This window comes from Pseudomonas asiatica, assembly GCF_009932335.1.
In the GTDB taxonomy this organism is placed as follows: Bacteria; Pseudomonadota; Gammaproteobacteria; order Pseudomonadales; family Pseudomonadaceae; genus Aquipseudomonas; species Aquipseudomonas asiatica.
The window spans coordinates 2,241,336-2,266,615 of record NZ_BLJF01000001.1; the positions used below are offsets into that span (position 1 = coordinate 2,241,336).

Consider the following 25,280-nt stretch of genomic DNA (forward strand, 5'->3'; position numbering starts at 1 on the left):
TAAACCCGCTCCCACAGTGGATTGGGGGTGCAGACAGAGGGATGCAGTTAACGGAGGGATTTCACGTCACTGGCAGTGACGGCACTGCCCTGGTTACCCCAACTGGTGCGAATGAAGTTCACCACCTCGGCAACCTCCTGGTCACTCAGGCGCCAGCCGAACGCCGGCATGGTGAAGTTCGACGGTGCCGCGTGCGTCGCTGGCACCGTGCCCCCCGCCAATACCACGTGGATCAGCGATGTGGCATCCGCCGTCTGCACCACCGGGTTGCCGGCCAGGGCCGGGAACACGCGGGTATAGCCCTGGCCATCGGTACGGTGGCAGGCCGCGCAATTGTCGATGTACACCGCCGCCCCGGGCTTGCTGTCGTCACCCTTCCATAGCGCATCCGCCACCTGTTTGTCGTACACGTGCGGCTGGTCGTCAGGGTTGCTCGGTGGCAGCGTCTTCAGGTAGCGGGCGATGGCGGTCAGGTCGGCGTCGCTCATGTGTTGCATGCTGTGCTCGACCACGTCGCTCATGCCACCGAACACGGCGCTGCGGTCGCTACGGCCAGTCTTGAGAAACTGCACCAGCTGCTCTTCGCTCCAGCTACCCAGGCCGTCCTTGTGGTCGCCACGCAGGTTCTTGGCAATCCAGCCTTCCAGCGGTGCACTGCCGGCCAGGAACTGCTCGCCATCCTGTGGGCTCAGTGCCTTTTCCTGCATGGTCAGCGCCCGCGGTGTATGGCACGCACCACAGTGCCCCAGGCCCTCGACCAGGTAGGCACCGCGGTTGACCACCGGGTCGGCTGCCGCCGATGCCTGCCAGGGCTTGGCCTCTGGCGCGAACAACCCGCGCCAGACCGCCAGCGGCCAGCGCATGCTCAGCGGCCAAGGGATATCGGTGGCCTTGTTCGGCTGCTCGACCGGTTCCACGCCCTTCATGAAGTAGGCATACAGCGCTTGCATGTCCTGCTCGCTGACGCGTGCATAAGACGGATATGGCATGGCGGGATACAGGGTGCTGCCGTCCTTGCCGATACCCTTGCGCACCGCCCGGTCGAAGTCTTCGAAGCTGTACTGGCCGATACCACTGGCCGCCGGGGTGATGTTGGTGGAGTACACCGTGCCGATCGGTGTCTCCATCGGCAGCCCACCGGCGAACGGCTTGCCGCCCTTGGCGGTATGGCAGGCGACGCAGTCGCCGGCGCGGGCCAGGTACTCGCCCTGGCGCACCTGCGCATCGTCATTCGGCGCAGCCTGTGCAGCCACGCTGGCACCCAGCAGGGTTGCGATCAACATTGTCTTCATGCGCATCGCTCCTCAAGCCTGAACCAGCGGGCCAGGGTTTTTCAGGTACTGCTCGCGGATGGCGCGGGCCGACCAGTAGGTCAGCGCAGCCACCAGCCCGGTCGGGTTGTAGCCCAGCCCTTGGGGGAACGCCGAAGCCCCCGGAACGAACACGTTGTGCACGTCCCAGCTCTGCAGGTAGCGGTTCAACGCACTGGTTTTCGGGTCGGTGCCCATGATCGCGCCGCCGTTCAGGTGGGTGGTCTGGTAGCTGGCGGTGTTGAAGTGGTCCTTGACCTTCTTGCCCAGCACGGCAATGGTCTTGGGGTTCATCGCCTGGGCGATCTTGCTCAGCTTGTCGACCATGAACTGGTTCATCCTGATGTCGTTTTCCTGCCAGTCGAAGGTCATGCGCAGCAGTGGCTGGCCGTAGGCGTCGCGGTAGGTCGGGTCGAGGTCCAGGTAGTTGCCACGGTAGGACTGGTGGGCGCCGTGGGCGTCCATCGACACCTGGTGGGTGTAGTAATCGGCGGTGGCCTTCTTCCAGGCGCTGCCCCAGGCCGGTGTGCCAGGCGGGGTGGCGCCGCCGGCAATCGGCCGTGTGCCGGCCTGGTTCACCCACATCGGCGAGCCACCGACGAAGCCGTGCGGGCCATGGTCGAAGTTGTCGGCGTTGAAGTCATCGATGGCGATGCCGTTGCCACCGGCGCCGATGAAGTTGTTGGTGTAGGTGTCCTTGTCGAAGAACGCCTTGACCGTGCCCATGTTCTGGTAGGCGAAGTTACGCCCGACCACGCCTTCGTTCCTGATGGGGTCGTACGGTTTGCCGATGCCGGACAGCAGCATCAGACGTACGTTGTTGAACTGGAACGCCGCCAGGATCACCAGGTCCGCCGGCTGCTCCACTTCCCGCCCCTGGGCGTCGATGTAGGTGACGCCGGTGGCCTTGCGCTTGCTGTCGTCCAGGTTCACCCGCAGCACATGGGCGTTGGGCCGCAATTCGAAGTTCGGCACCTGGCGCAGCGCCGGCAGGATGTTCACGTTGGGCGAGGCCTTGGAGTACATGTAGCACACGTAGCCGCTGCAGAAACCGCAGAAGTTGCATGGCCCCATCTGCGCCCCGTACGGGTTGGTGTACGAGCCAGAGGTGTTGGCCGAGGGCAGGTTGTAGGGCTTGTAGCCCAGGCTGGCCGCCGCCTTTTCGAACAGCCTGGCCGACACCACGTTTTTCTGCGAAGGCAGCGGGAACGGGCTGGAACGGTCTGGCGCATAGGGGTTGCCGCCCTTCCCTTCGCCAACGACCTGGCCGTTGACGGTCCAGGCCTGGCCAGAGGTACCGAATACCTTTTCGGCAAAGTCGAAGTGCGGTTCCAGTTCTTCGTAGCTGACCCCGAAGTCCTGGATCGTCATGTCTTCGGGGATGAACTTGCGCCCGTAGCGTTCTTCGTAGTGGCTGCGCATGCGCAGCTCCATCGGGTCTACCCGGAAGTGCACGCCCGACCAGTGCAGGCCTGCGCCACCTACACCTTTGCCCGGCAGGAAGGCACCGAGCTGGCGATTGGGCAGCGCCACGTCGTTCATGCCGTGGCGGATGGTGACGGTCTCTTTCGACACATCGACGAACAGCTTCTTGCGCACGCTGTAGGTCAGCTCGTCGATCACCTGCGGGTAGCTGCCTTCCGGGTAGGTGTCCTGCATCGGCCCCCGCTCCAGGGCCAGCACTTGCAGCCCCGCCTCGGTCAGTTCCTTGGCCATGATCGCGCCGGCCCAGCCGAAGCCCACGATCACCGCGTCCACTTTTTTCATCACGGTCGTCATGCCTCAGGCCCTCTTGCCACGGATCGAAACAGCGGGGAACGGGTAAGGCTCGTTGCGCTCGACCCAATCCATGAAATCGGCGCGGGCGCCGGGGAAGCCGATCTGGGTCCAGCCGACCATGCCTTTGTTGCCGCCATGGATCGGGTCGCAGAAGAACCCTTCACGGGTGTTCTGCACCAGCAGGCTGAAGAACACCTTGGCTGGCACGGCGTCGAAAACCAGCTCTCCAGCCTCGATCTTGCTGAGAATGCGGTCTCGGGTAGCGCTATCTTGCGCAGCAAAAACTTGCCCGGAATTGGCCTTGCACCAGCCGTCCACGGCGGCGATGCCCAGGCGGTAGATCTGTTGCGGGCTGAGTTGCAGCTGGTACCCCAGTTCGGGCGCGGCGTCGGCCTTGAAAGGGCCTTGCATGTACCACTGCGCGCCAGTTGCGTAGGGGGTGTTCATCTGCCGGTCGATGAATTCGGCAGCGCCGGCTTCAAGTGCGCCAGGGCCAAGTTCGTCGGCCGGGATGATGCGCGAGACGGCAGCCTGCACGAAGGCCCACTCCTCGGCAGTGAAGAAAGTCGGCTGGTAGTCGCCCACAGGCGGCGTGGCCGGCACTTTGGGCTCGTGTTGCGGGGCCGCAAGCAGCTGACTGGCACCCACGCCAAGCCCCGTGCTGGCCACGGTGACCACAGGGATCAAGGTCAAGGTCTTGCGCAAAAAGTCCCTGCGCGGGTTGTCTGGGGCATGGTCAGGCATTGCGAATCCTCATCGGCTGTGTGCGGCCTTGAAAAGCGCCATCTGATTTTCAATATGGGGGGTGGTGGTCTTGATGGGCCATCAAGAAAACAGCCGGATAATCTAGCGCGTTCAGAAATGTTTTGAAACCGGTTTCAGGCTTGATTGCAAAGGGCTGGCCGGGCTTTGCGGCCGGCCAGCCTTGGCTGGCTACATGGGGTATTCGCCGCAAGACCGCACCTACAGGGCCGCGCTCACGCAATTGATTGGGTCGGTACCACCTGCCCCAGTCCCCAACCTTGGGGACACGGTGCCCAACGGCAACCCCCTGCAATCGCCCTTGCAAGAGAAATGGATCCCTTGCCCTGCAAGGGCTGCAGCACATTTTTTCTGCCTTGGCACGCCTATTGCCGATCTCCTGCCAGACGCCCCAAGTCCATGGGCCCGTTTGCAGGAGGAAATGTCTCATGCACCGACCGATACCCCACCCGCTGGCATTGGCCATTTTCGCCGGCATGCTCCAACTCCCGGCGCAGGCTGCCTTGAACGCTGTCGATCCAGGCGCCTATGTTCCCGCCAACGGTGGCTTCCCAGCCTGGTACCAGGACAGTCACGGTCGTACCCTCGACCTGTGCCTGACGAAGGCGGTCAGCTCGCGTGTGCCTGGCGCACCCGGCGCACCTTCGTACATGTGCACGCTGCTGCCCACCCCCGGCGTGTTCGACGATACCCAACCCATCGTCTTCCCCACCAACTTCCCTGACGAAGCGTTCTGGTTCACCGCCGATGCCGCCATCGTCGACGCCACCCGCGGCATCGACCTCAGCTACGGCACCGCGATCGAAGCGGCATTTGCCGCCGAAGAACCGGTCGACGGCGACCAGGTCAGCTTCGCCCGGGTGCGTATCCGGGTCGACGTGCCAACCGCCGGCACCTACGTGGTCACTCACCCCTATGGCGTCGAAGTGTTCGACGTACCTGCGCCCGGGCGCCGGGCGATCAACATGACCCGCGACATCGGCATTGCCGGCGCAGGCGACTTCACCGGCGCCCTGAAAGGCGATGTGGGCCCGTTCCTGCGCAGTGTCAACGGCCCCTACACCGAAGGCAGCGAGCGCTTCATCGGCGACCCGAACCTGGAAGAACGGGTGACCGGCAGCCCCTTCAATACCAACTACGTGCGCATCGAAGGCCCCGGCGGCATCGACCTGCGCACCGAGCTGTTCGCGGTTTCGGGCAAGCTTTCCGAAGTGACCCTGCCAACCCCGCTGATGCCGCAACGCAGTACCTACTCGCGGCATACCGAGAACGGCGACCTGCGCGCCCAGCAGGACATCTTCGTGATGGCCCCGCCGCCACCGGCCAGCGTCACCCTGACCAGCCAGACACCCAACCTGAACCTCACCGAGGCCAACGGTACCGGTGCCTGGTACGCCCAGTCGGTGCTCGACCCGGCCGCCGGGACGATCCTGACGCTGACCGCCGACAACAGCGTGGCGATCCCTGCCAGCAGCCCGACCACCGCCAATGTACCGCTGACCGACCTGGTCGTTATCACCCAGGCCCAGTTCCGTCTGTCCACCGGCGAGCTGACCTTGGTGGCCAGCACCAGCGACGAAACCACGCCGCCAGTGCTCACCGCACACACCGGCAACGGCGCGCTGATCGGCAACCTGAGCGGCACAGGTGCCGTGAAGACGCTGAGCACCAGCCTGTCGCCGATCCCGCCGGCCAAGGTGCAGGTCACCAGTACCAACGGCGGTAGCGACACCGAAGACGTGGTGCTGGTGCCATGAACAGACAAAGGCTCAGCCTTCAAGGAGGCAGCATGAACACTTGGTCGCGCCGTGCGCTGTTGGCCGCCGGTTTCTCCCTTACCGTTACCAGCGCCGCGTTTGCCGCGCTGTCCGATGTCGACCCGGGGCCCTACACCTTCGCCACCGGTGGCTATCCGATGTGGTACAAGGACAGCCTCGACCAGTCCCTGGAGCTGTGCCAGTCCCGTGCTACCAGTACGCGTGCACCAGGCGCGCCGGGGGCACCGGCCTACATGTGTACCTTGTTGCCCGAGCCTGGCATCTATGACGATGCCCTGCCGCTGGTGTTCCCGGACAACTGGCCGCCCGAGATGTTCTGGTTCCTGGCGGAAACCGCCATTCCGCAGGTCGGCAACAGCGGCTATGAACTGGAGGTTTATGTAGCCGGGGTGGAGGCTGCCTTCGCCGCCGAAAACCCTGTCGATGGTGACCAGCAAAGCTTCGCCCGGATCCGCATCCGTGCTTCGGTTCCAAGTACCGGTACCTACACAATCACCCATCCCTACGGGGTGGAGACGGTCAACGTCACCACGGCGGGGCGTCGGGCGATCAACATCACCCGGGACATTGGCATTGGCGCACCAGGCAACTTCCGGGGAGCGCTGGCGGGGGCGATCGGCCCTTGGCTGAAGGGTGTTGGCGGGCCTTACACCGAGGTCAACCCCGATACCGGCGCCATCGAAACCTACATCGGCGACCCCAATATCACCGAGGCGGTGACCGGCAGCCCCTTCAATACCAATTTCGTGCGCATTCAAGGCCCCGCTGGCACCATCCAGACCAACACCTTCACTGTTTCAGGCAAGGTACTCGACCAACGGGCCCAGACCCCGGTCAGCCTGGAACGCGCCACCTATTCGCGCAATGCCACCGGCACTCGTACGGAAGTGTTCGCCAAGGCGCCCAGCGCAGCCAGCCTGTGCATGCGCAATGGCATTGCCCTGGTCGGCACCCCGCCCTCGCCGTGCCAGTACACCCTCACCGCCGACAACAACGGGCTGTTCTTCCACCAGCAGTTCGGCCAGGAAGCACCGCCTGCAGTGGTGGTGGTCACCGCCAGCGACAGCGCCGGCGGTACCCAGCCAACCGCGCTGTCGAGCAAGCTCACCGACGTGGTCAAGGTCGGCACCGCACGCTACGACTGGGCCAACAAGCGCCTGTTGATCGAGGCCAGTTCCAGTGACGAAGTGGCGGTCCCGGACCTGATCGCCCAAGGCTACGGTCGCCTGTCCAAGGCGGGCACGCTGCAGAGCCTGACCGTCAACGACGTGCCGCAGCCACCAGCCACCATCACGGTGAAGTCGGCACGCGGCGGCAGCGATGTCGAACCGGTAGTCGTGGTCGGCAACGCGCCGGTCGAGGCGGCCAACCAGCCGCCGCTGGCCCAGGCCGATACCGGCAGTACCAGCGTGGGCATCCCGATCACCCTCAACCTGCTGCAGAACGACAGCGACCCGGATGGCAACGTACCGCTTACCATCAGCGACCTCACCCAGCCCGGTACCGGTCTTGGCGGCGTGGTGATGAACGGCACCACCTCGGTCACCTACACCCCGCCAGCCGGGGCCACGCAACCCGTGGTGGCCACTTTCAGCTACCGGGCAGTGGACGCCAAGGGCCTGAAGTCGGAACCGGCCACGGTCACCATCAATGTGGCGCCCAACCAGGCCCCGACCGCCAACCCGGAAACGGTCGCCACCCTGGGCGTGCCTTTGACCATCAACGTGCTGGCCAACGACACCGATCCGGAAGGCAACGTACCGCTGAGCGTTGCTGCCGTCACCCAGCCGGCTGCCGGCCGGGGCACCGTCAGTACCGACGGCACCACGGTGACCTACACCCCACCGGCCACGGTGACCACGGCCTTCACCACTACCTTCACCTACCAGGCTCGTGACTCGCTGGGGGCCCTGTCCAACGCCGGCACCGTCACCGTCAACGTATCGCCACGGCCCGCCGCCGAAACCTTCACGGTCACGACCGCCACGGTCACGGCACGCTCCAACAACCGTTACAACTGGGACCTCAGCGGTACCTCGTCGGTCACCACCGGCAATACCGTCACCGTGCGGGTAACCACCACTACCGGCGTGCAGACCCTTGGCACCGCCACGGTGGCGCTGACCGGCCGCTGGCGCCTGGCGGTGAGCAATAGCACCACGATCATCCCGACTGCGGCACCGACGGCGACGATCACCACCAGCCAGGGCACCACACGCACCGTCAACGTAACCGTGCAGTAAAGGCCGGAGGTTGCAATGAGACGCCTGTACTCCCTGCTGCTCGGCCTGGCCGTGGTGGGCCAGGCCTGCTGGGCCGAGGACCTGCTGGACAATGCCGACCTCGCACCCGGCAACGACCTCGGCGAACCGGTGATCATCCGTCTGCTGCCGGCCAGCGCCGGCCAGGCTGCGGTGATCGAGCAGCAAGGCGCGGGCAACCGCGCCGCCCTCGACCAGAACGGCCAGGCCCTGCTGGGCCGCATCGTCCAGGCCGGTGGCGCGCAGGAAGCGTACATCTTGCAGGAAGGCAGTGACCTGATGGCCCTCATCAGCCAACAGGGGAATGGCAACAGCGCGTCGATCCGCCAGACCGGCAGCAGCAACAGTGCGGCCATCGAGCAGATCGGCAACGACAACAGCGCCAGCATCGTGCAGTCCGGCACAGGCCTGAACAGCTCCGTGACCCAGGCCGGCAATGGCCAGCACGTGCAGATAACCCAATACCGATAGACCTGGAGGCACCCCCATGTACAAGCTCGCTCCGTTAAGTGCCGCTATCGTCCTGGCCCTCGCAGGTCAGGCCATGGCTGCTGACAGCACCTCGTCCCAGACCCAGGATGGCAAGGAAAACATCGCTGAAGTCAGCCAGTCCCTGGCGCCATTCGCTTCGGCTACCCAGACCCAGACCGGCAAGGGCAACAACCACCTGGCGGTGCAATCGGATAGCACCAGCGATATCCAGCAGAGCGCCAACGGCCAATACAACGCAGGCTACGCCGACCAGCTGTTCGAGAACGGCAGCCAGGTCACCCAGCACGCAAGCGGCAGCTACAACGATGCCTTCGCCAGCCAGTCACTGGGCTTGGACAACCAGTCGCTGCAAACCCAGCAAGGCGCGCAAAACGCCTCGACCGTATGGCAGGAAAGCCAGGAAGGCAGCAAGGCCACCTCCTGGCAATCCGGCCAGCGCAACGAAGCTTTCATCGAGCAGATCTTTGGTGGCAGCAACAACCGCAGCAGCATCAACCAGACCGGCCAGGAAAACTACGCCGCCGCCGAGCACCTGAGCCACGTCGATGGTGATATCCAGGTCTACCAGGATGGCACGGGCAACTGGGCGTATGGCGACCAGCGCGACGGCACCGGCGGCACCATCGGCATTGGCCAGTACGGTGGCGGCAACTCGGTGGAAGTGTGGCAGGACAACCAGACCGCCAGCCAGGCATCAGTGACCCAGTCCGGCCAGATGAACGAAGGCTATATCGACCAGAGCTTCGGCATGAACAACAAGGTCAGCCTGTCGCAACAGGGCACGGCCAACGCCAGCTGGTCGGACCAGTTCGAGACCAGCAACTCGACCACCACCATCACCCAGACTGGTAGCAACAACGTGCATTTCACCTACCAGAACGGTGAAAACCTCAACCTGACCATCAACACCAAGGGCACTGGCAACAGCGTCACCGCCAGCAACTGGAAAGGCGCCAAGATGGGCGGCCAGTTCGGTACCAACCAGACTGCCACCATCAACCAGAATGGCAATGGCAACGGCGTCAACCTGACCCAGAACGGTGACAACCAGCTGGCTACGCTGACCCAGAAAGGCACCGGCAACCAAATGGAGACCAAGCAGGCCGACATGAACAACGAGCTGTACTTCGAACAGAACGGCACCGACAACATCCTGATCGCCGACCAGCGTGGCACCGACAACTATGCCTACGGCAACAGCCAGGGCAACGGCAACGTCATCAACCTGGACCAGTCCGGCTACAGCAACCAGAGCTACACCAACCAGCTGTACGGTAGCGGCAACGAAGCCAACATCAAGCAGGTTGACAGCTACAACATTGCCTACGTGACCCAGGGAGGCCAGGGCAACAAGGCGTATGTCGACCAGAGCGGTGTGACGCAGACCGCGACCATCAGCCAACTGGGCAGTGCGAACGTGGCCACTGTGACCCAGCAGTAGATCGCTCCCCCTTGAACCGCGGTGCTCCTCTCCCTGGTGCCGCGGTTCCTTTTTATTACTGTCAGAACTTCTTTTCTTGCCGGCCTGTTCCCGGGCATGTCCGCGAATAGGCCAAGCCTGCCAAGCGCATTACAATGGTCCACACCCCAACCGATGCCTGCCCCATGATCCAGTCCGACCTCGACCTGTTCGGCCCCCAGCCGCAACGCCTGGCCAGCCATACCGTGCTGCTGCCCGGCTTCGCCCTGGCCGAGATCGAGGCCCTGCTCGATGCCCTGCGCCCGGTGCTGCGTGCCGCGCCGTACCGGCACATGCACACCCCGGGCGGCCTGCGCATGGCGGTAGGGCTGACCAACTGCGGCACGCTGGGTTGGGTCAGTGACGAACACGGCTACCGCTACACCCCCTGCGACCCGCTCAGCGGCAAACCTTGGCCCGCCCTGCCCCCCGTGTTGCTCGAACTGGCCGCCCGCGCTGCGACCATGGCCGGGTTCGACGGTTTCGTGCCGGATGCCTGCCTGGTCAACCATTACCTGCCGGGCACCCGCCTGAGCCTGCACCAGGACCGCGACGAGCAGGACTTCGGCCAGCCGATCGTGTCGGTGTCGCTGGGCTTGCCGGCGGTGTTCCTGTTCGGTGGCCTGCAGCGCACCGACAAGACCCAGCGCATCCCGCTGAGCCATGGCGATGTGCTGGTCTGGGGTGGCGAGGACCGGCTGCGCTTTCACGGCGTGCTCCCGATCAAGCCCGGCGTGCATCCGCGCCTGGGTGAACGGCGGATCAACCTGACCTTGCGCAAGGCCGGTGGCTGAAGCGGCCAACGGCCCGTAACCGGCGCAAACAGGATAAACGCGCATGAAACAGGTTGAACATCTTGGCCTGGCAAGCTTCAAACGATATGCCATGCCCTGTTCAGCCTGGAGCCCGCCATGCCCTACCAGCCCTGTTCCCCGCCCTCTCAAAGCGGAGCCGCGCGCCCATGAAAATGCCCTGCCGCGCGCCCAATGCCTCACTACAGCTCGATTACGTACGCGACACCCTGTTCGGCCCGGTGGCGCAAAGCGTGGAGTGCCAGTGCCAACTCGCCGCCCTCGACCTGCAAGGCCGCCCCGGCCTGCGCCTGCACATCTGCCCGCCCCTGCCCGACAAGGTCGACCGCGCCCACAGCGTGGCCTTCGTCTGGGACGGGCGCAGTTACCACGGAGTGGTCCGCGACCAGGGCAAGTGCGGTGATGGCGGCCTGAACCTGCTGCTGGAGCTGCTGTAAGACGATCAACGGCGATCAACCCGGCTGAACCCACCGGGCGCGTCACGTCTCCATAGCAAAAGGGCCCATGCCTGCCGAAGAACGCGGAGAACGTCAATGAACAGTCCGTTGCTCAAGCTCTTCACTCACCCCGCCGACGCCTGGCTGGAAATCCGCCGGGCCGAGGAAGACCACCCGCAGCAATATCTGCCGCGCCTGTTGGCCCTGGCACTGATCCCCGCTGTGTGCCTGTTCGTCGGCACGACCACCTTCGGCTGGAGCCTGGCGGCCGAGGAACGGGTGCGCCTGAGCATGACCAGCGCCGCCCAACTGGCGGGCTTGCTCTACGCCACTACGGTCGTCGGAGTAATGTTGATGGGCACGATGATCCGCTGGATGTCGCGCGGTTTCGATGCACAGCCCAGCCTCAACCAGTGCATCGGCTTTGCCGCCTACTGCGCAACACCATGGTTCTTTGCCGGGGTGGTCGGCCTGCTACCGATCCGCTGGCTGGCGCTGGCGGCACTGCTGGCTGCCTCGGCGTATGCCAGCGTGTTGCTGTATGGCGGATTGCAGACCTTCCTGCGGCTGAAGAAGGAACAGGCCATGCTGTTCGCGACCTGCGTGTGGGGGGTGGGGTTACTGCTGCTGGTCACCATCCTGGTGGCGATGATCCTGTTCTGGTTCAACGGCCTGATGCCGGAATATGTGCGCCCGGCCAGCGTGGGCTGACCGGGGCGCGGCAGGCGCCTCAGGCAATCGCCTTGAGTGTCGCCGGGTGGCTGGCACGCAGCGCGTGCAGCTGCCCCACCAGGTTGACCAGGTCACGGCAACTGTTGAGGCTTTGCAGGGGGACCCCGCTCAGGGTCACGCCCTCGTCAAGGCTCTGGCCCTGACCCAGGCGTATGGTCAGGTTGGCGCCATCCGTGCAGCTGACTTCGCAACGGTCGGGCAGGCAGGCCTGCTCGATCATCTGCCGCATTTCTAGCATCGAAACTCCTATCAACGACATGGTACGACCCTCTCTTTGGGATGGCCTGTTGTGTGAGTACGCCTTTGTCGGGCGAGGTGCCAATTGATATTGCGCATGCCGGGGCAGGCGCTCATGCGCCTGGGCAATGATCATGCAGGGAATCCTCTAGCACCTTAGTGGAAGATTGCCTGCGCGGGCTGGGCGTTCGAACGCAATGGCAGACTTAGCGACGAGCGGTCCCGGCAGGCCCCAGCGATGCCCAAAGATGCTGTGCCGCATAGGCTCGCCACGGTCGCCACGCCAGGGCTCGTTGCGCAAGTTGGGCATCCTCGCCTTCGAGCAGGCGCAACGCCTTGATCAGCGCCACATCGCCCAGCGGCAAGGCATCGGCCGCGCCGACCTGGCGCAATGCCAGGTAGTGCGCACTCCAGGGGCCGATACCCTTGAGCTGGCACAGGTTGCGCAGCAGTTCATCCAGCACCTGCCCGCGGCGCAGCAACCTGGGCTCGGCGAGCAATGCATTGGCCAGCGTGCCCAGGGTGGCGGCGCGCGCTCGCGGCATGCCCATGCCATCGAATTTCGCAGCTGCCAATACCGGCAACGCCGGGAATACGTGGCTCAGGCCGGGTGCGGGCCAGCGCAAGGGCACGCCGTGGCGTTGCACCAGGCGGCCGGCCAAAGTCATGGCCCCGGCCACACTGACTTGCTGGCCCAGCACAGTGCGCATTGCCTGTTCGCAGGCGTCCCAGCCTTGTGGCACCCGCAAGCCTGGACGCTCCCGTAGCAGGCGCGCCATCAGTGGATCGCGGGACAGTTCGGCATTGATGCGCACGGGATCGGCGTCGAGGTCGAAAAATCGCCTCAGTCTGGCGGTCAGGCCGGGTAGCGCGTGGGCCGGGACGCCTTCAAGGCGGACCCGCAGGTACTGGCTGCCCGAAGGTGTGGCGTGCAAGACGGCGTGTCGGCCGGCAATTACCAGGGTGCGGCGGTAGGTGCCGTCGAGGCAGGTCTCGATGCCGGGGATGCAGCGGGCAGCGAGGAAGGCCAGGGTCGAGGGCCAGTGGTAAGGAGCACGGTAGCGCAGCCACAAGGTGTGGTGGCCGGGGGTGGGCAATGATCGGCGTACGGCGTGCAGGGGGGTGAGCTTTGGCATGGCTGCATCATGCCAGCAAAAGTAAAACCTGTACCGGCCCTATCGCCGGCAAGCCAGCTCCCACAGGTACAGCGTTGCTCTCGAGATTGTCGCTGTACCTGTGGGAGCTGGCTTGCCGGCGATAGGGCCGGACAAGCCATTCAATCAACCAGGATCAATGCGCCGCACCGTCCCGTGCATCCTGCATCTGCCCGAACCGCCCGGCATGGAAGTCGTCGAACGACTCGGCAATTTCCGCCTGGCTGTTCATCACGAACGGGCCATAGCCCACGATCGGCTCATCGATCGGTTCACCGCTTAGCAGCAGCAAGCTGGCACCTTCCAGCGCTTCGATAGCGACATCCTCGCCGCCCCGGTCAAACAGCACCAGGCTGGATGGGCCGGCTTCTCGCTCGCCGTTAATCCGCACGTTGCCGCGCAACACCACCAGCGCCGCATTGCGCCCAGCGGCGACCGGCAGTTGCAAGGCTGCACCGGCATTCAGGCGCAGGTCCCAGACATCCATCGCAGTAAAGGTCCGCGCCGGCCCCGAATGCCCACGATAGTCACCGGCAATCACTCGCAGGCTGCCGCCCTCGCCGTCCAGCGTCACCACCGGGATGTCCTTGGCCAGCAGCGTCTGGTAGCCGGCCGCTGCGCGCTTGTCCCGCGCCGGCAGGTTGACCCACAGCTGTACCATCTCCAGCGTACCGCCAGAACGGGCGAAACCTGGGGAATGGAACTCTTCGTGGATGATGCCATTGGCAGCAGTCATCCACTGCACGTCGCCAGGGCCGATCAAGCCGCCAGCGCCGGTGGAGTCACGGTGTTCCAGTTCGCCCTGGTAGACGATGGTCACGGTCTCGAAGCCGCGGTGCGGGTGCTGGCCAACGCCACGCCGCGCACTGGTCGGGGTGAAGTCATGAGGGCCGGCATAGTCCAGCAGCAGGAACGGGCTGATCTTGCTGGCCAGGTTGTCGTAGGTGAACAGGCTGCGCACCGGGAAACCATCACCTACCCAGTGGGCGTGGGGGCTGCGGTGAATACCCAGAATCGTTTTCATGAGAAGGCTCCTCTCTTGGTTGAGATAACCTTACCAGTGAGACCAATCAGGCAATAGCCGGCTAAAATGGCATGCATCGTCTCATTTAAAGGACAATCCACAGCCAGCTGCCTGAAAAAACTATCCCGCCGGTCCCTGCAGCAGGAAGGCCTGCACTTCTTCGGCACACGCCTCAGGATGCTCCTGCATGAAGCAGTGCCCACCTGCAACCTGCCTGCCGCTGACCTTAGGGTTGAGCGCCACCAGGCGATTTACCGAATGCGGTACGAAGGGGTAGGTGTGCTCGCCGTACAGCACCCGCGTGGGCGTACGGATTGCCGCCAGGCTCGCCCACATGCGCTTGGGGAACGAACTGAATATTTCCACTTCGCGGCTGGGCCGGCACTTGAGCACCACCGCTTCGCCACAGTCGCCAATGGCATGCTCCACGTAGGCCCGCAGCGCCGCATCGGTCCACCCCTTGAAGATACCCCGCCCATGCAGCGAAGCCAGGGCTGCCTCGCGGTCGGGCCAATGGCTGCGACGGCTGGCAGCCTTGCGCGCCAGGGCATGGCGCTGGTGCAAGCCGACCAGGGCTGCCATCCCCATCACACCCAGCATGCGCCGGCTGAACAGTACCGGGTCGAGCAGCACGGCACGCGTGAACAGTTGCGGTTCACTGGCCAGGATCAGGCCGGTGAGCACGCCACCGAAACTGTGCCCGACGGCAAAGCGCGGTACGTCACCATACTCGCCTCGCCCGGCTGCAAAAGCCTCCACCGCCAGCGCAGCGGTCCGGTTCCAGCCACGGAACACCCCGCCATGGTCGCTGTCACCATGGCCCTGCACATCGCTGAGCCACAGGTCGAAATGTTCGCCCAGGCGCATCAGCAATGGCTGGTAGGCCAGGCAACAGAAGCCGTTGCCGTGCAGAAAATGCAGTAACGGCTTGCCACTGGCCGGGGTTCGCCAGCCCCGCAGGGTGAAGCCTTCGGCGCATTCGTGAGACCAGGGGATCAACTGCATCGGCTTACCGTACTCGCGGGGTCAGGAAAACGCTGATTCTACAAACAGCAGCGGGTACAGTGAAATCACCAGCAACAAGGCCATCAGGACATTGAACAGCATCAGCCAGCGCGGGTTCTGCAACAAGTTGCGCAGGGCGCTGCCGAACATCACCCACACCCCGACGCTCGGCAGGTTGACCAGGGCGAACAAGGCAGCAATGACAATGACGTTGGTCACATAGCCCTGCGCCGGCGTGTAGGTGGTGATTGCCCCGACTGCCATCACCCAGGCCTTGGGGTTGACCCACTGGAATGCCGCCGCTCCCCAGAAGCCCAGCGGTTTGCGGGCACTGGACGAAGCTGTGCCGACCGGCCCGGAGGTGGCGATCTTCCAGGCCAGGTACAGCAGGTAGGCGGCACCGGTGTAACGCAATACCGTATACAGCGCCGGCCAGGCCTTGAACACCTCGCCCAGGCCCAGGCCGACAGCCAGCACCATCACCATGAAACCGACACTGATGCCCAGGGCGTGCGGGATCGAGCGACGCACACCGAAATTCACCCCGGAGGCAAGCAGCATGGTGTTGTTGGGGCCGGGAGTGATGGAAGACACGAAGGCGAACAGCACGAAGGCGGTCAGCAGGTCGGCAGAGGCAAGCATGGCAGGCAATCCACTTTTTTTATGGGTGCTGTCACACTAACGGAGTCGCCCTCCTCTGCGACCGGTACAGTTTAACGAAATTGTGTAGATACACATCGCTGTACCGCTACCATCAGATCAAGGAAGCCGTCCCATGAGCCTCACCATCCGTCCTGCCGTTCGCGCCGACGCCGAGCAGATACTTGCCTTCATCACCGAGCTGGCAGAGTACGAACGCGCCCGCCACGAGGTGATCGCGAGCGTTGCCGATATCGAGCACAGCCTTTTTGGCGAGGGCAGCACCGTGCATAGCCTGATGTGCGAGCGCGATGGCCGGGCAATCGGCTTTGCCGTGTATTTCTATAGCTACTCGACCTGGCTCGGGCGCAACGGCATCTACCTGGAAGACCTGTACATAACGCCCGAGCAGCGCGGCGACGGTGCCGGGCGGCAATTGCTGCGGCACATCGCCCGCGAGGCGGTGGCGAAGAATTGCGGACGGCTTGAATGGAGCGTTCTGGACTGGAACAAGCCGGCTATCGGCTTCTATCAGAAGCTGGGGGCCGAAGCGCAGGATGAGTGGGTGCGCTACCGGCTGGATGGCGAGAAGCTGGCGGCGTTTGCCCGGGGCTGACCGGGTGGATGCTCACGGCATAGACCACTACAGGCCGAACCGGCTTACATGAGGGCTTGAGTGCGCATGCCTTGAGCTTTTCAGCGCCTGGGAGATCGAGCGCCGCCCGCGCGGCGCTTCGCGGCACAAGGCCGCTCCTACATCTGTTTCGGGCCAGTTACTCCTGTGAGTTCACCTCTGTCCGTCTTGTTTGTTCCATTCGATATCGAGGGGCGCACGACTGCTCCTCATCAATCTTCAGCCAAGCACCAAGGCTGCAACCCACCTGGCACAGGAGTAATTGGCCGGAAACAGATGTAGGAGCGGCCTTGTGCCGCGAAGCGCCGCGCGGGCGGCGCTCGATCTCCCAGGCACTGCAAAACCAAAGCCCTATCATCAGGGCAATTGACGCCAGCCCCGCCCCATGGTCTCCTTATGCCTCGCGTTCAGGTGCCCCCGATGGGGGTGAAACGGGAAACCGGTGCGTCACAGGCCCTCCAGCAGGGCCGGACAAGGCCGGTGCTGCCCCCGCAACGGTAAGCGAGCGAAGCGTCTGTACCACTGTGCCTGATCCCCGGCATGGGAAGGTGACGCTTTCCAGGAGCCTGGCTCCTCCTCGCAAGCCCGGAGACCGGCCTGGCGTTCATGAACACCCCGCGGTGGGCGGGCGCTGTTGCATTCCCCTGGGCTGCCACGCTCGGGGCTGCCGCGCTTGCCCGTTGCCCACAAAAAGCAGAGGAACGCGTCATGCCCGTCACCAGCGCCAAGCAACACAGCATTACCACCCCCGTCACCCTCAGCCAGCGTGTCGTCATCGCCATCGGCGCCAGCCTGCTGGGCCTGTGCCTGGTGTACTTCGCCGGCTTTTCGCACATCGAGGCCGTGCACAACGCCGCCCACGACACCCGCCACAGCGCCGCATTCCCCTGCCACTGAGTACAACCCGATGATCACACGCATTGCCCGCACCGCGGGCTTCAGCGGGTTGCTGGCGGCCTTGCTGCTGACCTTGCTGCAGAGCTTTTGGGTCGCCCCGCTGATTCTCGAGGCAGAAACCTACGAATCCTCGGCCCCCGTCGCCGAGCACGAGCATGCCGGCGAAGTGGCAGCGCATGAACACAGCGCCGAGGCCTGGGCACCTGAAGACGGCTGGCAGCGAGTGCTGTCCACCACCGGCGGCAACCTGGTGGTCGCGGTCGGCTTCGCCCTGATTCTCACCGCCCTGTACAGCCTGCGTGAACCCAAGCGAGCCGGCACCGGCGCACTCTGGGGCCTGGCCGGCTTCGCCGTGTTCTGCCTGGCCCCGACCCTGGGCCTGCCGCCGGAACTGCCAGGTACTGCCGCAGCCGACCTGGGGCAACGCCAGGCCTGGTGGATCGGCACCGCCAGTGCCACCGCGCTGGGCCTGGCCCTGTTGGTGTTCGCTCGCCACTGGTTGCTGAAGGCGCTGGGCGCTGTGCTGCTGGTCATTCCCCATGTGATCGGTGCGCCGCAACCCGAGGTGCACGAGAGCCTGGCCCCCGCCGCCTTGGAAACCCAGTTCAAAGTGGCCTCCTGGCTGACCAACGCCGCATTCTGGCTGGCCCTGGGCCTGATCAGCGCCTGGCTGTTCCGGCGCTCCAGCCAGGCCTGATGCCTGCCTTCTACGCCGGCTTCGGCTGTCGTCGGGGTTGCCCGGCGGATACGCTGGAAATCTTGCTGCGCCAGGCCCTGGCCACCCAGGGCCTGGCGTTAGCCGACCTGCAAGGCATCGCCAGCATCAGCCTGAAGGCCGACGAGCCCGGCTTGCAGCAACTGTCCGAACGCCTCGGCCTGCCTTTGGTGTTGTACGATACCGCGCAGTTGCAACCCTACGAACTCCAGCTCAGCCACCGCTCCGCCGCTGCCCATGCCCACTGTGGCTGCTGGGGCGTGGCGGAGAGTGCGGCACTGGCCCTGGCCAGCCAGCGGCTCGGCACGGCCAGGTTGCTGCTGACGCGCCAGGTACTGGGCCCGGCTACTCTCGCCCTGGCCTGTTGAACGTTTCACCCCTCTTTCCTGCAAGGACTTACCATGACGGTCTACTTCATCGGCGCCGGCCCCGGCGACCCGGAACTGATCACGGTCAAGGGCCAACGGCTGATCCGCCAGTGCCCGGTGATCATCTATGCCGGCTCGCTGGTGCCGGCCGCCGTGCTCGAGGGCCACCAGGCCGAGACCGTGATCAACAGTGCCGAACTGCATTTGGAACAGATCATCGCCGCCATGCGCAGTGCGCATGAGCAAGGCCAGGATGTGGCTCGGGTACACAGTGGCGACCCCAGCCTGTACGGCGCCATCGGCGAGCAGATCCGCCATCTGCAAACGCTGGGCATCGATTACCAGATCATCCCCGGGGTCACCGCTACAGCGGCCAGCGCCGCCCTGCTCGGCTGCGAACTGACCCTGCCCCAGGTAGCGCAGACCGTTATCCTCACCCGCTATGGTGACAGCTCGCCGATGCCGCCCGGCGAGCAGCTGGGCGAGCTGGCGCGCCATGGCAGCACCCTGGCGATTCACCTGGGGGTCAAGCACCTGTCGCGTATCGTCGAAGAACTGCTGCCGCACTACGGCACGCACTGCCCGGTGGCGGTGGTGCATCGTGCCACCTGGCCTGACCAGGACTGGGTGCGCGGTACCCTCGGCGATATCGTGGAACGCGTCGCGGCCAAGGATTTCCGGCGCACGGCGCTGATCCTTGTGGGCCACGTGCTGGGCGACACACCGTTTGCCGAATCGGCCTTGTATCGCGCCGGGCACGCCCACCTGTATCGCCCTGGCGACTGAGCATTGCCAGGTTCGCCGCAGGCGTAGCAGACTCCGGTTTCCCGCCTGCAAACAGGAGTCATGCCCATGCTGGACCTACGCCCAAACTGCGAGTGCTGCGATACCGATCTGCCGGGTGACAGCCCCGATGCGCTGATCTGCTCCTTCGAATGCACCTTCTGCCGCACCTGCGCCGAAACCCGTTTCCAGGGCCGCTGCCCGAACTGCACCGGCCAGCTGGTGGCACGCCCGACACGGGTCGGCCAGGCACTGGCCAACAACCCCGCCTCAACCCAGCGCGTGAGCAAATCACACTCCGCCTGCGCATGACGACTACAAAAACAGGCATCGCCGCTTTGCCAGGGTGATGTCTTTCCCACTTTTTGTAGGACTTTTCAACAACAAGCACGTGGACTTTCAACACTTCTATACTCGGCATTACCAAATTTCGGGAATGGTCGTATCGTGCAGCGCTTCCGATAACCCCACTTGCAGACGTATTCCTGAGTGATCCAGGAAGCGGACCACATCCTGACAGGAGTTTTCTTCATGACTACCGTGCTGATCGTCGACGACCACCCCATCGTCCGGCTGTCCTTGCGCATGTTGCTCGAACGCGAGCGCTTCCGTGTTGTCGGCGAGGTCGGCAATGGCAGCGAGGTGGCGCAGGTGGCCCGCGACCTGCGACCGGATGTGGTAATTCTCGACATCGGCCTGCCCGGCCTGGATGGCATGGAAGTGATAAAGCGCCTGCAATGCCTGGAGCCGGCGCCCAAGATCATGGTGCTGACCGGCCAGGCCACCGACCTGTATGTGCGGCGCTGCCTGGATGCTGGCATCGGCGCTTTTGTCACCAAGGAAGAAGACCACGAGGCGTTGCTGTTTGCCCTGAAAGCGCTGGTCAAGGGCTACTCGACCTTCCCGCAGATGTCGGTCAACAGCAACTCGCTGGAAAGCGAGCCAGTGCGCCTGTCCAGCCTGTCCAACCGGGAAATGGAGGTGCTGCGGCGCCTGGCGCGCGGCGAGAACAACAAGAATATCGGCACCTGCATGAACCTCAGCGCCAAGACCATAAGCACCTACCGGGGCCGCATCATGGAAAAGCTCAAGACCGAATCACTGGTTGAAATGGTCGACCTGGCCAAGCGCAACAGCGTCTACTGAGCGCTCGATGACAATGAAGCGCCTGCTGGCAAGCGCCCTACTGGTCATCGGCCTGGCCGGTTCCGGCGCGCTGCTGGCAAACAGCGAACCTCGCCAGTTGCTGGCACGCTCGGTCAGCGCCGCGTCCCCGCTTGCGCTGTCCAGCGAAGAGCGGCATTGGCTACAGCAACGCCAGCACCTGGTACTTGGCAGTTCGCGCCCCGACTACCCACCGCTGGAGATCAATGTCAGCCTGCACGACTACGAAGGCCTCAGCGCCGATTACGCTGGCATCATCGCAGAACAGCTGGGTACAACCATCGAAGTACGACGCTTCGACAGCCGCCACGAAGCCATCGCTGCGCTGCGCGACGGCCGTATCGACCTGCTGGGCAGCTCCAACGCCTTCGAGGCAGCGGATGCCCAGCTCAGCCTCAGTTCAAGCTACGCCGACGATCTGCCAGTCATCGTCACACGCGAGGGGCGCAGCCTGAAGAACACCCCCGACCTCGCCGGCCTGCGCCTGGCCATGGTCGATCATTACCTGCCGGCCAGCAGCGTCCGCCGCCTGTACCCCAAGGCGCAATTGAGCCTGTATCGCTCCACCCTGGCCGGGTTGGCCGCCGTCGAACTGGGCGAGGCCGACGCCTACCTGGGCGATGCCATCAGTACCGACTTCGCGATTGGCAAGAGTTACCAGGGCACACTGAAGATCGACCACTTCTGTCAGGTTGCCCCTGGCGCGTTTGCCTTTGCCATGGCCAGTGACAACCCGCGCCTGCAACAGTTGGTCAACAAGGCGCTGGCGCGTATCAGCGAAAGCGAACGCCTGAATATCCTGCGCCGCTGGAGCAGTGGCAACACCAGCCTGCTGCTGCAGCGCCACCTCACCGCCCTGACCGCCGAAGAAGAAGCCTGGATAGCTGCCAACCCCAACGTCAGCGTGCTGGTCAACACTTCGCTGGCGCCACTGACCTTCAACGACACCAAGCATCGCCCCAGCGGCATCACCCTCGAGCTGCTCAAGCAGATCTCGCTGCGCACGGGGCTGCATTTCAAGCCGGTCGAAAGCCCGTCGGCGCAAGCAATGATCGAGCGCCTGGCGCGCGGGGATGCGCAGATGATCGGCGCATTGGGTTACAGCACAGACCGTTCGAAACAACTGCGTTATACCCGTCCCTACCTGGTCAGCCCACGGGTGCTGGTCACCCGTGGCGACAATGCATTACCGCCGCAGGCCATGGCGCTGGATGGCATGCGCATCGCCCTGGTACGCGGTTCGCCGCAACGGGCCGTGCTGCAACAACGCTATCCGCAGGCCAGGATGGTCGAGGTGGACAACCCGCTCGGCCTGATGGAGGCCGTGGCCAACGGTGCCGCCGACGTCGCCCTGAGCAGCCATATCAATGCCGCCTACTACATCAGCCATGTGTTCAAGGACCGCCTGCGCATTGCCAGCGTGCTCGACGATGACCCGGCCATCGCCGCCTTCGCCGTGGCCGCGGACCAGCCACAGCTGCAGGCAATCCTCGACAAGGCGCTGCTGAGCATTCCACCCGAAGAGCTGGACCAGCTGATCAACCGCTGGCGCACCACCACCCTGGTCAGTGACAGCCCTTGGCGCGACTACCGCACGCTGGCCTTGCAAGTGCTGGTGCTGTCGGCCTTGCTGCTGGCCGGGGTGGTGTTCTGGAACAGCTACCTGCGCAAGCTGATCAACCAGCGCACCGAGGCCCAGCATGCCCTGCAAGCGCAACTGGCGCTTAGCCGCGGCCTGCTTGAACAGCTGCGCCAGGCCAAGGACGACGCCGAACAGGCCAGCCAGACCAAAAGCACCTTCCTGGCCACCATGAGCCATGAAATCCGTACCCCGATGAATGCCGTGATCGGCCTGCTGGAGTTGGCCCTGGAAGACAGCCGCGGCGGCCGCTGCGACACCCAGACCCTGCAGACCGCCCACGATTCGGCCATTGGTCTGCTTGAGCTGATTGGCGATATTCTCGACATTTCCCGTATCGAATCCGGGCATGTCACCCTGCAGCCAGTGCCCACCAACCTGGTAGAACTGGTACGCGCCACCGTGCGGGTGTTCGAAGGCAATGCAAGGGCCAAAGGCCTGCACCTGCACAGCGAACTGCCCGCTGCGCCGGTGTGGGTGCTGGCTGATCCACTGCGCCTCAAGCAGGTCTTGTCCAACCTTATCAGCAACGCCATCAAGTTCACCGACAGCGGTGAAGTCCAGGCCAGCCTGCTACTGCCCCCGCCCACCGACACTGACAGCCTGGCAGTAGAGCTGAGTGTGCGAGACACCGGCATCGGCATCAGCCCTGCCGACCAGGCCCGGCTGTTCAATACCTTCGTCCAGGCCGACGGCCCCCGGGCACGCCAGGGCGCCGGCCTGGGACTGGTCATCAGCCGCACGCTGGCCGAGTTGATGGGCGGTACCTTGAACTTGCAGAGCGTCGAAGGCCTTGGCACCAAGGTGCAGGTCAGCCTGCAGTTGCCCGCCTGCGCTGCACCGGTGCAGGCCGACCAGCACGACCCTGTGCTGGAAACAAGCAGCGGCCCTTTGAACATACTGGTGGTCGACGACTACCCCGCCAACCTGCTGCTGCTGGAGCGGCAACTGCATACCCTGGGGCATCGGGTCACGCTGGCGGAAAACGGGGAAATCGCGCTGGCACGCTGGCAGGCTGCGCGCTTCGACCTGGTAATCACCGACTGCAGCATGCCGGTCATGGACGGCCACGAACTGACCCGCCGTATCCGCAGCCTCGAGGGCGAACGCGGCCTGGCGGCATGCCGCATTCTCGGCGTCACCGCCAACGCCCAGGCCGAGGAGCGTGCCCGCTGCCTGGCCAGCGGCATGGACGAATGCCTGTTCAAACCCATCGGCCTGCGTACGCTCAAGACCCACCTGCCCCACGCCCACCCCCGGCAGCAGCCGACAGCACGGCGCGCCAGCGGGTTCAACCTTGGCGAACTGCGCCACCTGACCCAGGACGACGAACAACTGACGCGGAACTTGCTGCAGCAGTTGTCACAAAGCGTCAGCGAAGACCTGGCCACCTTGCGGGCGTTGCCAGCAGACGCCCCCGGCGAAACTTTGCGCGCCTTGGCTCACCGGATCAAAGGTGGGGCGAAGATGCTCAAGGTACGCACGCTGGTCAAGGATTGCGAAGCCATCGAGCAGGCCCACGACCAAGGCCTGCCGACGATTGACCTTCGCCTGCAACTACAGGCCAGCCTGGAGACCCTGCTGGACGAGCTGGGCGATGTGCTCAGTGCAATTGCAGCGTCGAACTGATCTGGCTGATAGCGTTTACCACGTGCCGTGAACCCTGCTGGATTTCCATGATCACCGTACCGGCTTCGTTGGCCAGCGCCACACCATGGCCGGTACGCTTCAGGCTCGACTGCATGCTGGCCACGGCCAACAGCGACAGGTTGTGGTTCTGCCGCACCACGTCGACGATTTCCAGGGTAGCCTTGCTGGTGCGCGCCGCCAGGCTGCGCACCTCGTCGGCCACCACGGCAAAACCGCGCCCGTGCTCGCCGGCGCGGGCCGCCTCGATGGCTGCGTTCAAAGCCAACAGGTTGGTCTGGTCGGCAATGCCACGGATGGTCAGCACTATCTGCCCGATCACATCCGACTGCTTGCTCACCGCATCGATACTGCGTGCCGCGTCGTTGAGTTCATGGGAAATCTGCTCGATCACCTGTACCGCCTGCTGTACTACTTCGGTGCCCTTGCGCGCGCAGGCATCGGTCTGTACCGAACTGGCATGGGCAGCATCGGCCGCGCTTTGCTGGGTGCTGACCTGGCGGGTGATGTCGCTGGCGAACTTCACCACCTTGTACAAGCGGCCCTTGCTGTCGAAGATCGGGTTGTAGGAGGCCTCCAGATAGACCGTCTGGCCATGTTTGTCGACACGCTCGAAACGGTGCGAGTGGTACTCGCCGCGGTTGAGCGATGCCCAGAACTCGCGGTACTCGGCCGATTCGCGCTCGTGCGCCAGGCAGAACAGCCCGTGATGGCGACCGACCACCTCGTCCAGGCGATAGCCCATGGTGTCGAGGAAGTTCTGGTTGGCTTTGATCACCCGGCCTTGCGGGGTGAATTCGATTACCGCCATGGAGCGGCTGATGGCCTTGAGCAGGCTTTCGCTCTCGTGCTCCTCCATCACTCGCTGGCTGATGTCGGATGCCACCTTGATAACGCTGGTGACCTGGCGCTGCTCGTCCAGTACCGGCATGTAGCTGGCTTCCAGCCAGACTTCGCGTCCGGCCTTGTCGATGCGCTCGAAGGTACCGCTGATGGCCTTGCCCTGCCCCAGTTCACGCCACAGTTGCTGGTATTCGGCGCTTTTCGCGTAGCCAGGGTCGCAGAACAGCCGATGATGCTTGCCGCGCAACTCCTCGGCGCTGTAGCCCATGGCTTGGCAGAAGCGCTCATTGGCATCGAGGATCGTGCCGTCGGGGGTGAACTCGATCATTGCCATGGAGCGGCTGATCGCCGCCAGCTTGGCCTGCAAGCTGGCCAATGCCTGATGACTGCGCTGGATTTCGACCAGATCGGACTTGCGGTGGAAATCGAACATGACGCCGGGCTCCTGTATGCGCGGTGTCCTGAGCATAGATCGCCTGGCGTAGGTCGTGGCTTTTGTGGCGCCTGTGAGATCGAGCGCCGCCCGCGCGGAGCTTCGCAGCACAAGGCTGCTCCTACATCTGTTTCGGGCCAATTATTCCTGTGAGGTTTGTGCGCGAACGCTCTGGCACAGGCGTTACTGGCCTGAAACAGATGTAGGAGCAGCCTTGTGCTGCGAAGCGCCGCGCGGGCGGCGCTCGGTCTCGAACCCACCACACCACTCAAGACA

The 25,280-nt window shown here is 64.3% G+C and carries 24 protein-coding genes, 1 pseudogene and 1 riboswitch; of the genes and pseudogenes, 15 read left to right on the top strand and 10 right to left on the bottom strand.

From position 1 onward, the window contains the following. Positions 1–47 precede the first annotated feature (47 nt). The 3 genes from GYA95_RS10460 to GYA95_RS10470 are packed head-to-tail and all read right to left on the bottom strand — an operon-like array spanning position 48 to position 3,833. A complete protein-coding gene (locus GYA95_RS10460; RefSeq protein ID WP_015270509.1) occupies positions 48–1,292 on the bottom strand; it encodes a cytochrome c in 1,245 nt (414 codons plus the stop codon). Between the two features lie 12 nt (positions 1,293–1,304). Continuing rightward, positions 1,305–3,089, bottom strand: a complete 1,785-nt coding sequence (locus GYA95_RS10465) for a GMC family oxidoreductase (RefSeq protein WP_015270510.1) — start codon at positions 3,087–3,089, stop codon at positions 1,305–1,307. Positions 3,090–3,092: 3 nt separating this feature from the next. Further along, positions 3,093–3,833 carry a gluconate 2-dehydrogenase subunit 3 family protein gene (locus GYA95_RS10470; protein ID WP_015270511.1) on the bottom strand — a complete coding sequence of 247 codons (741 nt, stop codon included), beginning with the start codon at positions 3,831–3,833 and terminating at the stop codon, positions 3,093–3,095. Between the two features lie 446 nt (positions 3,834–4,279). On the opposite strand from GYA95_RS10470, the gene GYA95_RS10475 reads away from it, so the two are divergent. The 7 genes from GYA95_RS10475 (at position 4,280) to GYA95_RS10505 (ending at position 11,801) form a co-directional block, all read left to right on the top strand. Beyond that, on the top strand, positions 4,280–5,608 hold the full coding sequence (locus tag GYA95_RS10475; RefSeq protein WP_015270512.1) for a hypothetical protein: 1,329 nt from the start codon (positions 4,280–4,282) through the stop codon (positions 5,606–5,608). Between the two features lie 32 nt (positions 5,609–5,640). Next, positions 5,641–7,872 (top strand): Ig-like domain-containing protein, encoded by a 2,232-nt coding sequence (locus GYA95_RS10480; RefSeq protein WP_015270513.1) that lies wholly within the window; start codon positions 5,641–5,643, stop codon positions 7,870–7,872. A 15-nt stretch (positions 7,873–7,887) separates the two neighbouring features. Beyond that, positions 7,888–8,361: a curlin-associated protein gene (locus GYA95_RS10485; protein WP_015270514.1), complete on the top strand. Its 474-nt coding sequence runs from the start codon at positions 7,888–7,890 to the stop codon at positions 8,359–8,361. 16 nt (positions 8,362–8,377) lie between these two features. Then, on the top strand, positions 8,378–9,823 hold the full coding sequence (locus tag GYA95_RS10490) for a curlin-associated protein (protein ID WP_015270515.1): 1,446 nt from the start codon (positions 8,378–8,380) through the stop codon (positions 9,821–9,823). A gap of 164 nt (positions 9,824–9,987) precedes the next feature. After that, positions 9,988–10,635 (top strand): DNA oxidative demethylase AlkB, encoded by a 648-nt coding sequence (alkB, locus tag GYA95_RS10495; RefSeq protein ID WP_043936173.1) that lies wholly within the window; start codon positions 9,988–9,990, stop codon positions 10,633–10,635. A gap of 167 nt (positions 10,636–10,802) precedes the next feature. Beyond that, positions 10,803–11,090: a hypothetical protein gene (locus GYA95_RS10500; RefSeq protein ID WP_013972780.1), complete on the top strand. Its 288-nt coding sequence runs from the start codon at positions 10,803–10,805 to the stop codon at positions 11,088–11,090. A gap of 96 nt (positions 11,091–11,186) precedes the next feature. Beyond that, the gene (locus GYA95_RS10505) at positions 11,187–11,801 is read left to right on the top strand and encodes a Yip1 family protein (protein ID WP_015270517.1); all 615 of its coding nucleotides are present in this window, start codon (positions 11,187–11,189) and stop codon (positions 11,799–11,801) included. Positions 11,802–11,820: 19 nt separating this feature from the next. Here GYA95_RS10505 and GYA95_RS10510 read toward each other — a convergent pair whose 3' ends face one another. The 5 genes from GYA95_RS10510 to GYA95_RS10530 all read right to left on the bottom strand — a co-directional run bounded on the left by GYA95_RS10510 (position 11,821) and on the right by GYA95_RS10530 (position 15,884). Next, positions 11,821–12,081, bottom strand: a complete 261-nt coding sequence (locus GYA95_RS10510) for a DUF1652 domain-containing protein (RefSeq protein WP_043935665.1) — start codon at positions 12,079–12,081, stop codon at positions 11,821–11,823. A 184-nt stretch (positions 12,082–12,265) separates the two neighbouring features. Beyond that, entirely contained in the window at positions 12,266–13,195 is a 930-nt protein-coding gene (locus tag GYA95_RS10515) for a DNA-3-methyladenine glycosylase family protein (protein ID WP_015270519.1), read from the bottom strand. Positions 13,196–13,349: 154 nt separating this feature from the next. Then, complete coding sequence (locus GYA95_RS10520; RefSeq protein ID WP_015270520.1) at positions 13,350–14,237, bottom strand: pirin family protein; 888 nt, start codon at positions 14,235–14,237, stop codon at positions 13,350–13,352. A gap of 120 nt (positions 14,238–14,357) precedes the next feature. Continuing rightward, the gene (locus GYA95_RS10525) at positions 14,358–15,242 is read right to left on the bottom strand and encodes an alpha/beta fold hydrolase (RefSeq protein WP_015270521.1); all 885 of its coding nucleotides are present in this window, start codon (positions 15,240–15,242) and stop codon (positions 14,358–14,360) included. 21 nt (positions 15,243–15,263) lie between these two features. Further along, positions 15,264–15,884 carry a LysE family translocator gene (locus GYA95_RS10530; protein WP_015270522.1) on the bottom strand — a complete coding sequence of 207 codons (621 nt, stop codon included), beginning with the start codon at positions 15,882–15,884 and terminating at the stop codon, positions 15,264–15,266. 133 nt (positions 15,885–16,017) lie between these two features. Here GYA95_RS10530 and GYA95_RS10535 point away from each other — a divergent pair, with 133 nt between their 5' ends. From GYA95_RS10535 to GYA95_RS10570, 8 genes are all read left to right on the top strand, one after another. Continuing rightward, positions 16,018–16,497, top strand: coding sequence for a GNAT family N-acetyltransferase (locus GYA95_RS10535; protein ID WP_015270523.1), 480 nt, complete (start codon positions 16,018–16,020; stop codon positions 16,495–16,497). A 410-nt stretch (positions 16,498–16,907) separates the two neighbouring features. Then, a riboswitch (cobalamin riboswitch) is annotated at positions 16,908–17,130 on the top strand. Positions 17,131–17,223: 93 nt separating this feature from the next. Then, complete coding sequence (locus tag GYA95_RS10540; protein WP_003258255.1) at positions 17,224–17,412, top strand: CbtB domain-containing protein; 189 nt, start codon at positions 17,224–17,226, stop codon at positions 17,410–17,412. Positions 17,413–17,422: 10 nt separating this feature from the next. Next, the gene (locus GYA95_RS10545) at positions 17,423–18,109 is read left to right on the top strand and encodes a CbtA family protein (RefSeq protein ID WP_015270524.1); all 687 of its coding nucleotides are present in this window, start codon (positions 17,423–17,425) and stop codon (positions 18,107–18,109) included. Then, entirely contained in the window at positions 18,109–18,495 is a 387-nt protein-coding gene (locus tag GYA95_RS10550; RefSeq protein WP_015270525.1) for a cobalamin biosynthesis protein, read from the top strand. Before GYA95_RS10545 ends, GYA95_RS10550 begins: the two co-directional genes overlap by 1 nt. A 33-nt stretch (positions 18,496–18,528) precedes the next feature. Continuing rightward, a complete protein-coding gene (gene cobM / locus GYA95_RS10555) occupies positions 18,529–19,281 on the top strand; it encodes a precorrin-4 C(11)-methyltransferase (RefSeq protein WP_015270526.1) in 753 nt (250 codons plus the stop codon). A gap of 66 nt (positions 19,282–19,347) precedes the next feature. Further along, positions 19,348–19,590 (top strand): DUF1272 domain-containing protein, encoded by a 243-nt coding sequence (locus tag GYA95_RS10560; protein ID WP_013972792.1) that lies wholly within the window; start codon positions 19,348–19,350, stop codon positions 19,588–19,590. Between the two features lie 219 nt (positions 19,591–19,809). Then, complete coding sequence (locus GYA95_RS10565) at positions 19,810–20,424, top strand: response regulator transcription factor (RefSeq protein ID WP_015270527.1); 615 nt, start codon at positions 19,810–19,812, stop codon at positions 20,422–20,424. A gap of 13 nt (positions 20,425–20,437) precedes the next feature. Beyond that, positions 20,438–23,710 carry a transporter substrate-binding domain-containing protein gene (locus tag GYA95_RS10570; RefSeq protein ID WP_015270528.1) on the top strand — a complete coding sequence of 1,091 codons (3,273 nt, stop codon included), beginning with the start codon at positions 20,438–20,440 and terminating at the stop codon, positions 23,708–23,710. Here GYA95_RS10570 and GYA95_RS28295 read toward each other — a convergent pair. Next, positions 23,685–24,122 (bottom strand): methyl-accepting chemotaxis protein, encoded by a 438-nt coding sequence (locus GYA95_RS28295; protein WP_232873949.1) that lies wholly within the window; start codon positions 24,120–24,122, stop codon positions 23,685–23,687. The two genes, GYA95_RS10570 and GYA95_RS28295, sit on opposite strands and share 26 nt — an antisense overlap. A gap of 99 nt (positions 24,123–24,221) precedes the next feature. Beyond that, positions 24,222–25,040: pseudogene (locus GYA95_RS28300) on the bottom strand (PAS domain-containing protein); the annotation flags it as partial. Positions 25,041–25,280 lie beyond the last annotated feature (240 nt).

What these genes read in the sequence shown, in the direction of transcription:
- GYA95_RS10560 (WP_013972792.1), top strand. Translation starts at nt 19,348, where the DNA reads ATGCTGGACCTACGCCCAAACTGCGAGTGCTGCGATACCGATCTGCCG.
- GYA95_RS10545 (WP_015270524.1), top strand. Translation starts at nt 17,423, where the DNA reads ATGATCACACGCATTGCCCGCACCGCGGGCTTCAGCGGGTTGCTGGCG.
- GYA95_RS10535 (WP_015270523.1), top strand. Translation starts at nt 16,018, where the DNA reads ATGAGCCTCACCATCCGTCCTGCCGTTCGCGCCGACGCCGAGCAGATA.
- GYA95_RS10470 (WP_015270511.1), bottom strand. Translation starts at nt 3,833, where the DNA reads ATGCCTGACCATGCCCCAGACAACCCGCGCAGGGACTTTTTGCGCAAG.
- GYA95_RS10510 (WP_043935665.1), bottom strand. Translation starts at nt 12,081, where the DNA reads ATGTCGTTGATAGGAGTTTCGATGCTAGAAATGCGGCAGATGATCGAG.
- GYA95_RS10525 (WP_015270521.1), bottom strand. Translation starts at nt 15,242, where the DNA reads ATGCAGTTGATCCCCTGGTCTCACGAATGCGCCGAAGGCTTCACCCTG.
- GYA95_RS10490 (WP_015270515.1), top strand. Translation starts at nt 8,378, where the DNA reads ATGTACAAGCTCGCTCCGTTAAGTGCCGCTATCGTCCTGGCCCTCGCA.
- GYA95_RS10550 (WP_015270525.1), top strand. Translation starts at nt 18,109, where the DNA reads ATGCCTGCCTTCTACGCCGGCTTCGGCTGTCGTCGGGGTTGCCCGGCG.
- GYA95_RS10530 (WP_015270522.1), bottom strand. Translation starts at nt 15,884, where the DNA reads ATGCTTGCCTCTGCCGACCTGCTGACCGCCTTCGTGCTGTTCGCCTTC.
- GYA95_RS10485 (WP_015270514.1), top strand. Translation starts at nt 7,888, where the DNA reads ATGAGACGCCTGTACTCCCTGCTGCTCGGCCTGGCCGTGGTGGGCCAG.
- GYA95_RS10460 (WP_015270509.1), bottom strand. Translation starts at nt 1,292, where the DNA reads ATGAAGACAATGTTGATCGCAACCCTGCTGGGTGCCAGCGTGGCTGCA.
- GYA95_RS10480 (WP_015270513.1), top strand. Translation starts at nt 5,641, where the DNA reads ATGAACACTTGGTCGCGCCGTGCGCTGTTGGCCGCCGGTTTCTCCCTT.
- GYA95_RS10570 (WP_015270528.1), top strand. Translation starts at nt 20,438, where the DNA reads ATGAAGCGCCTGCTGGCAAGCGCCCTACTGGTCATCGGCCTGGCCGGT.
- GYA95_RS10565 (WP_015270527.1), top strand. Translation starts at nt 19,810, where the DNA reads ATGACTACCGTGCTGATCGTCGACGACCACCCCATCGTCCGGCTGTCC.
- alkB (WP_043936173.1), top strand. Translation starts at nt 9,988, where the DNA reads ATGATCCAGTCCGACCTCGACCTGTTCGGCCCCCAGCCGCAACGCCTG.
- GYA95_RS10540 (WP_003258255.1), top strand. Translation starts at nt 17,224, where the DNA reads ATGCCCGTCACCAGCGCCAAGCAACACAGCATTACCACCCCCGTCACC.
- GYA95_RS10515 (WP_015270519.1), bottom strand. Translation starts at nt 13,195, where the DNA reads ATGCCAAAGCTCACCCCCCTGCACGCCGTACGCCGATCATTGCCCACC.
- GYA95_RS10465 (WP_015270510.1), bottom strand. Translation starts at nt 3,089, where the DNA reads ATGACGACCGTGATGAAAAAAGTGGACGCGGTGATCGTGGGCTTCGGC.
- cobM (WP_015270526.1), top strand. Translation starts at nt 18,529, where the DNA reads ATGACGGTCTACTTCATCGGCGCCGGCCCCGGCGACCCGGAACTGATC.
- GYA95_RS10520 (WP_015270520.1), bottom strand. Translation starts at nt 14,237, where the DNA reads ATGAAAACGATTCTGGGTATTCACCGCAGCCCCCACGCCCACTGGGTA.
- GYA95_RS10500 (WP_013972780.1), top strand. Translation starts at nt 10,803, where the DNA reads ATGAAAATGCCCTGCCGCGCGCCCAATGCCTCACTACAGCTCGATTAC.
- GYA95_RS10505 (WP_015270517.1), top strand. Translation starts at nt 11,187, where the DNA reads ATGAACAGTCCGTTGCTCAAGCTCTTCACTCACCCCGCCGACGCCTGG.
- GYA95_RS10475 (WP_015270512.1), top strand. Translation starts at nt 4,280, where the DNA reads ATGCACCGACCGATACCCCACCCGCTGGCATTGGCCATTTTCGCCGGC.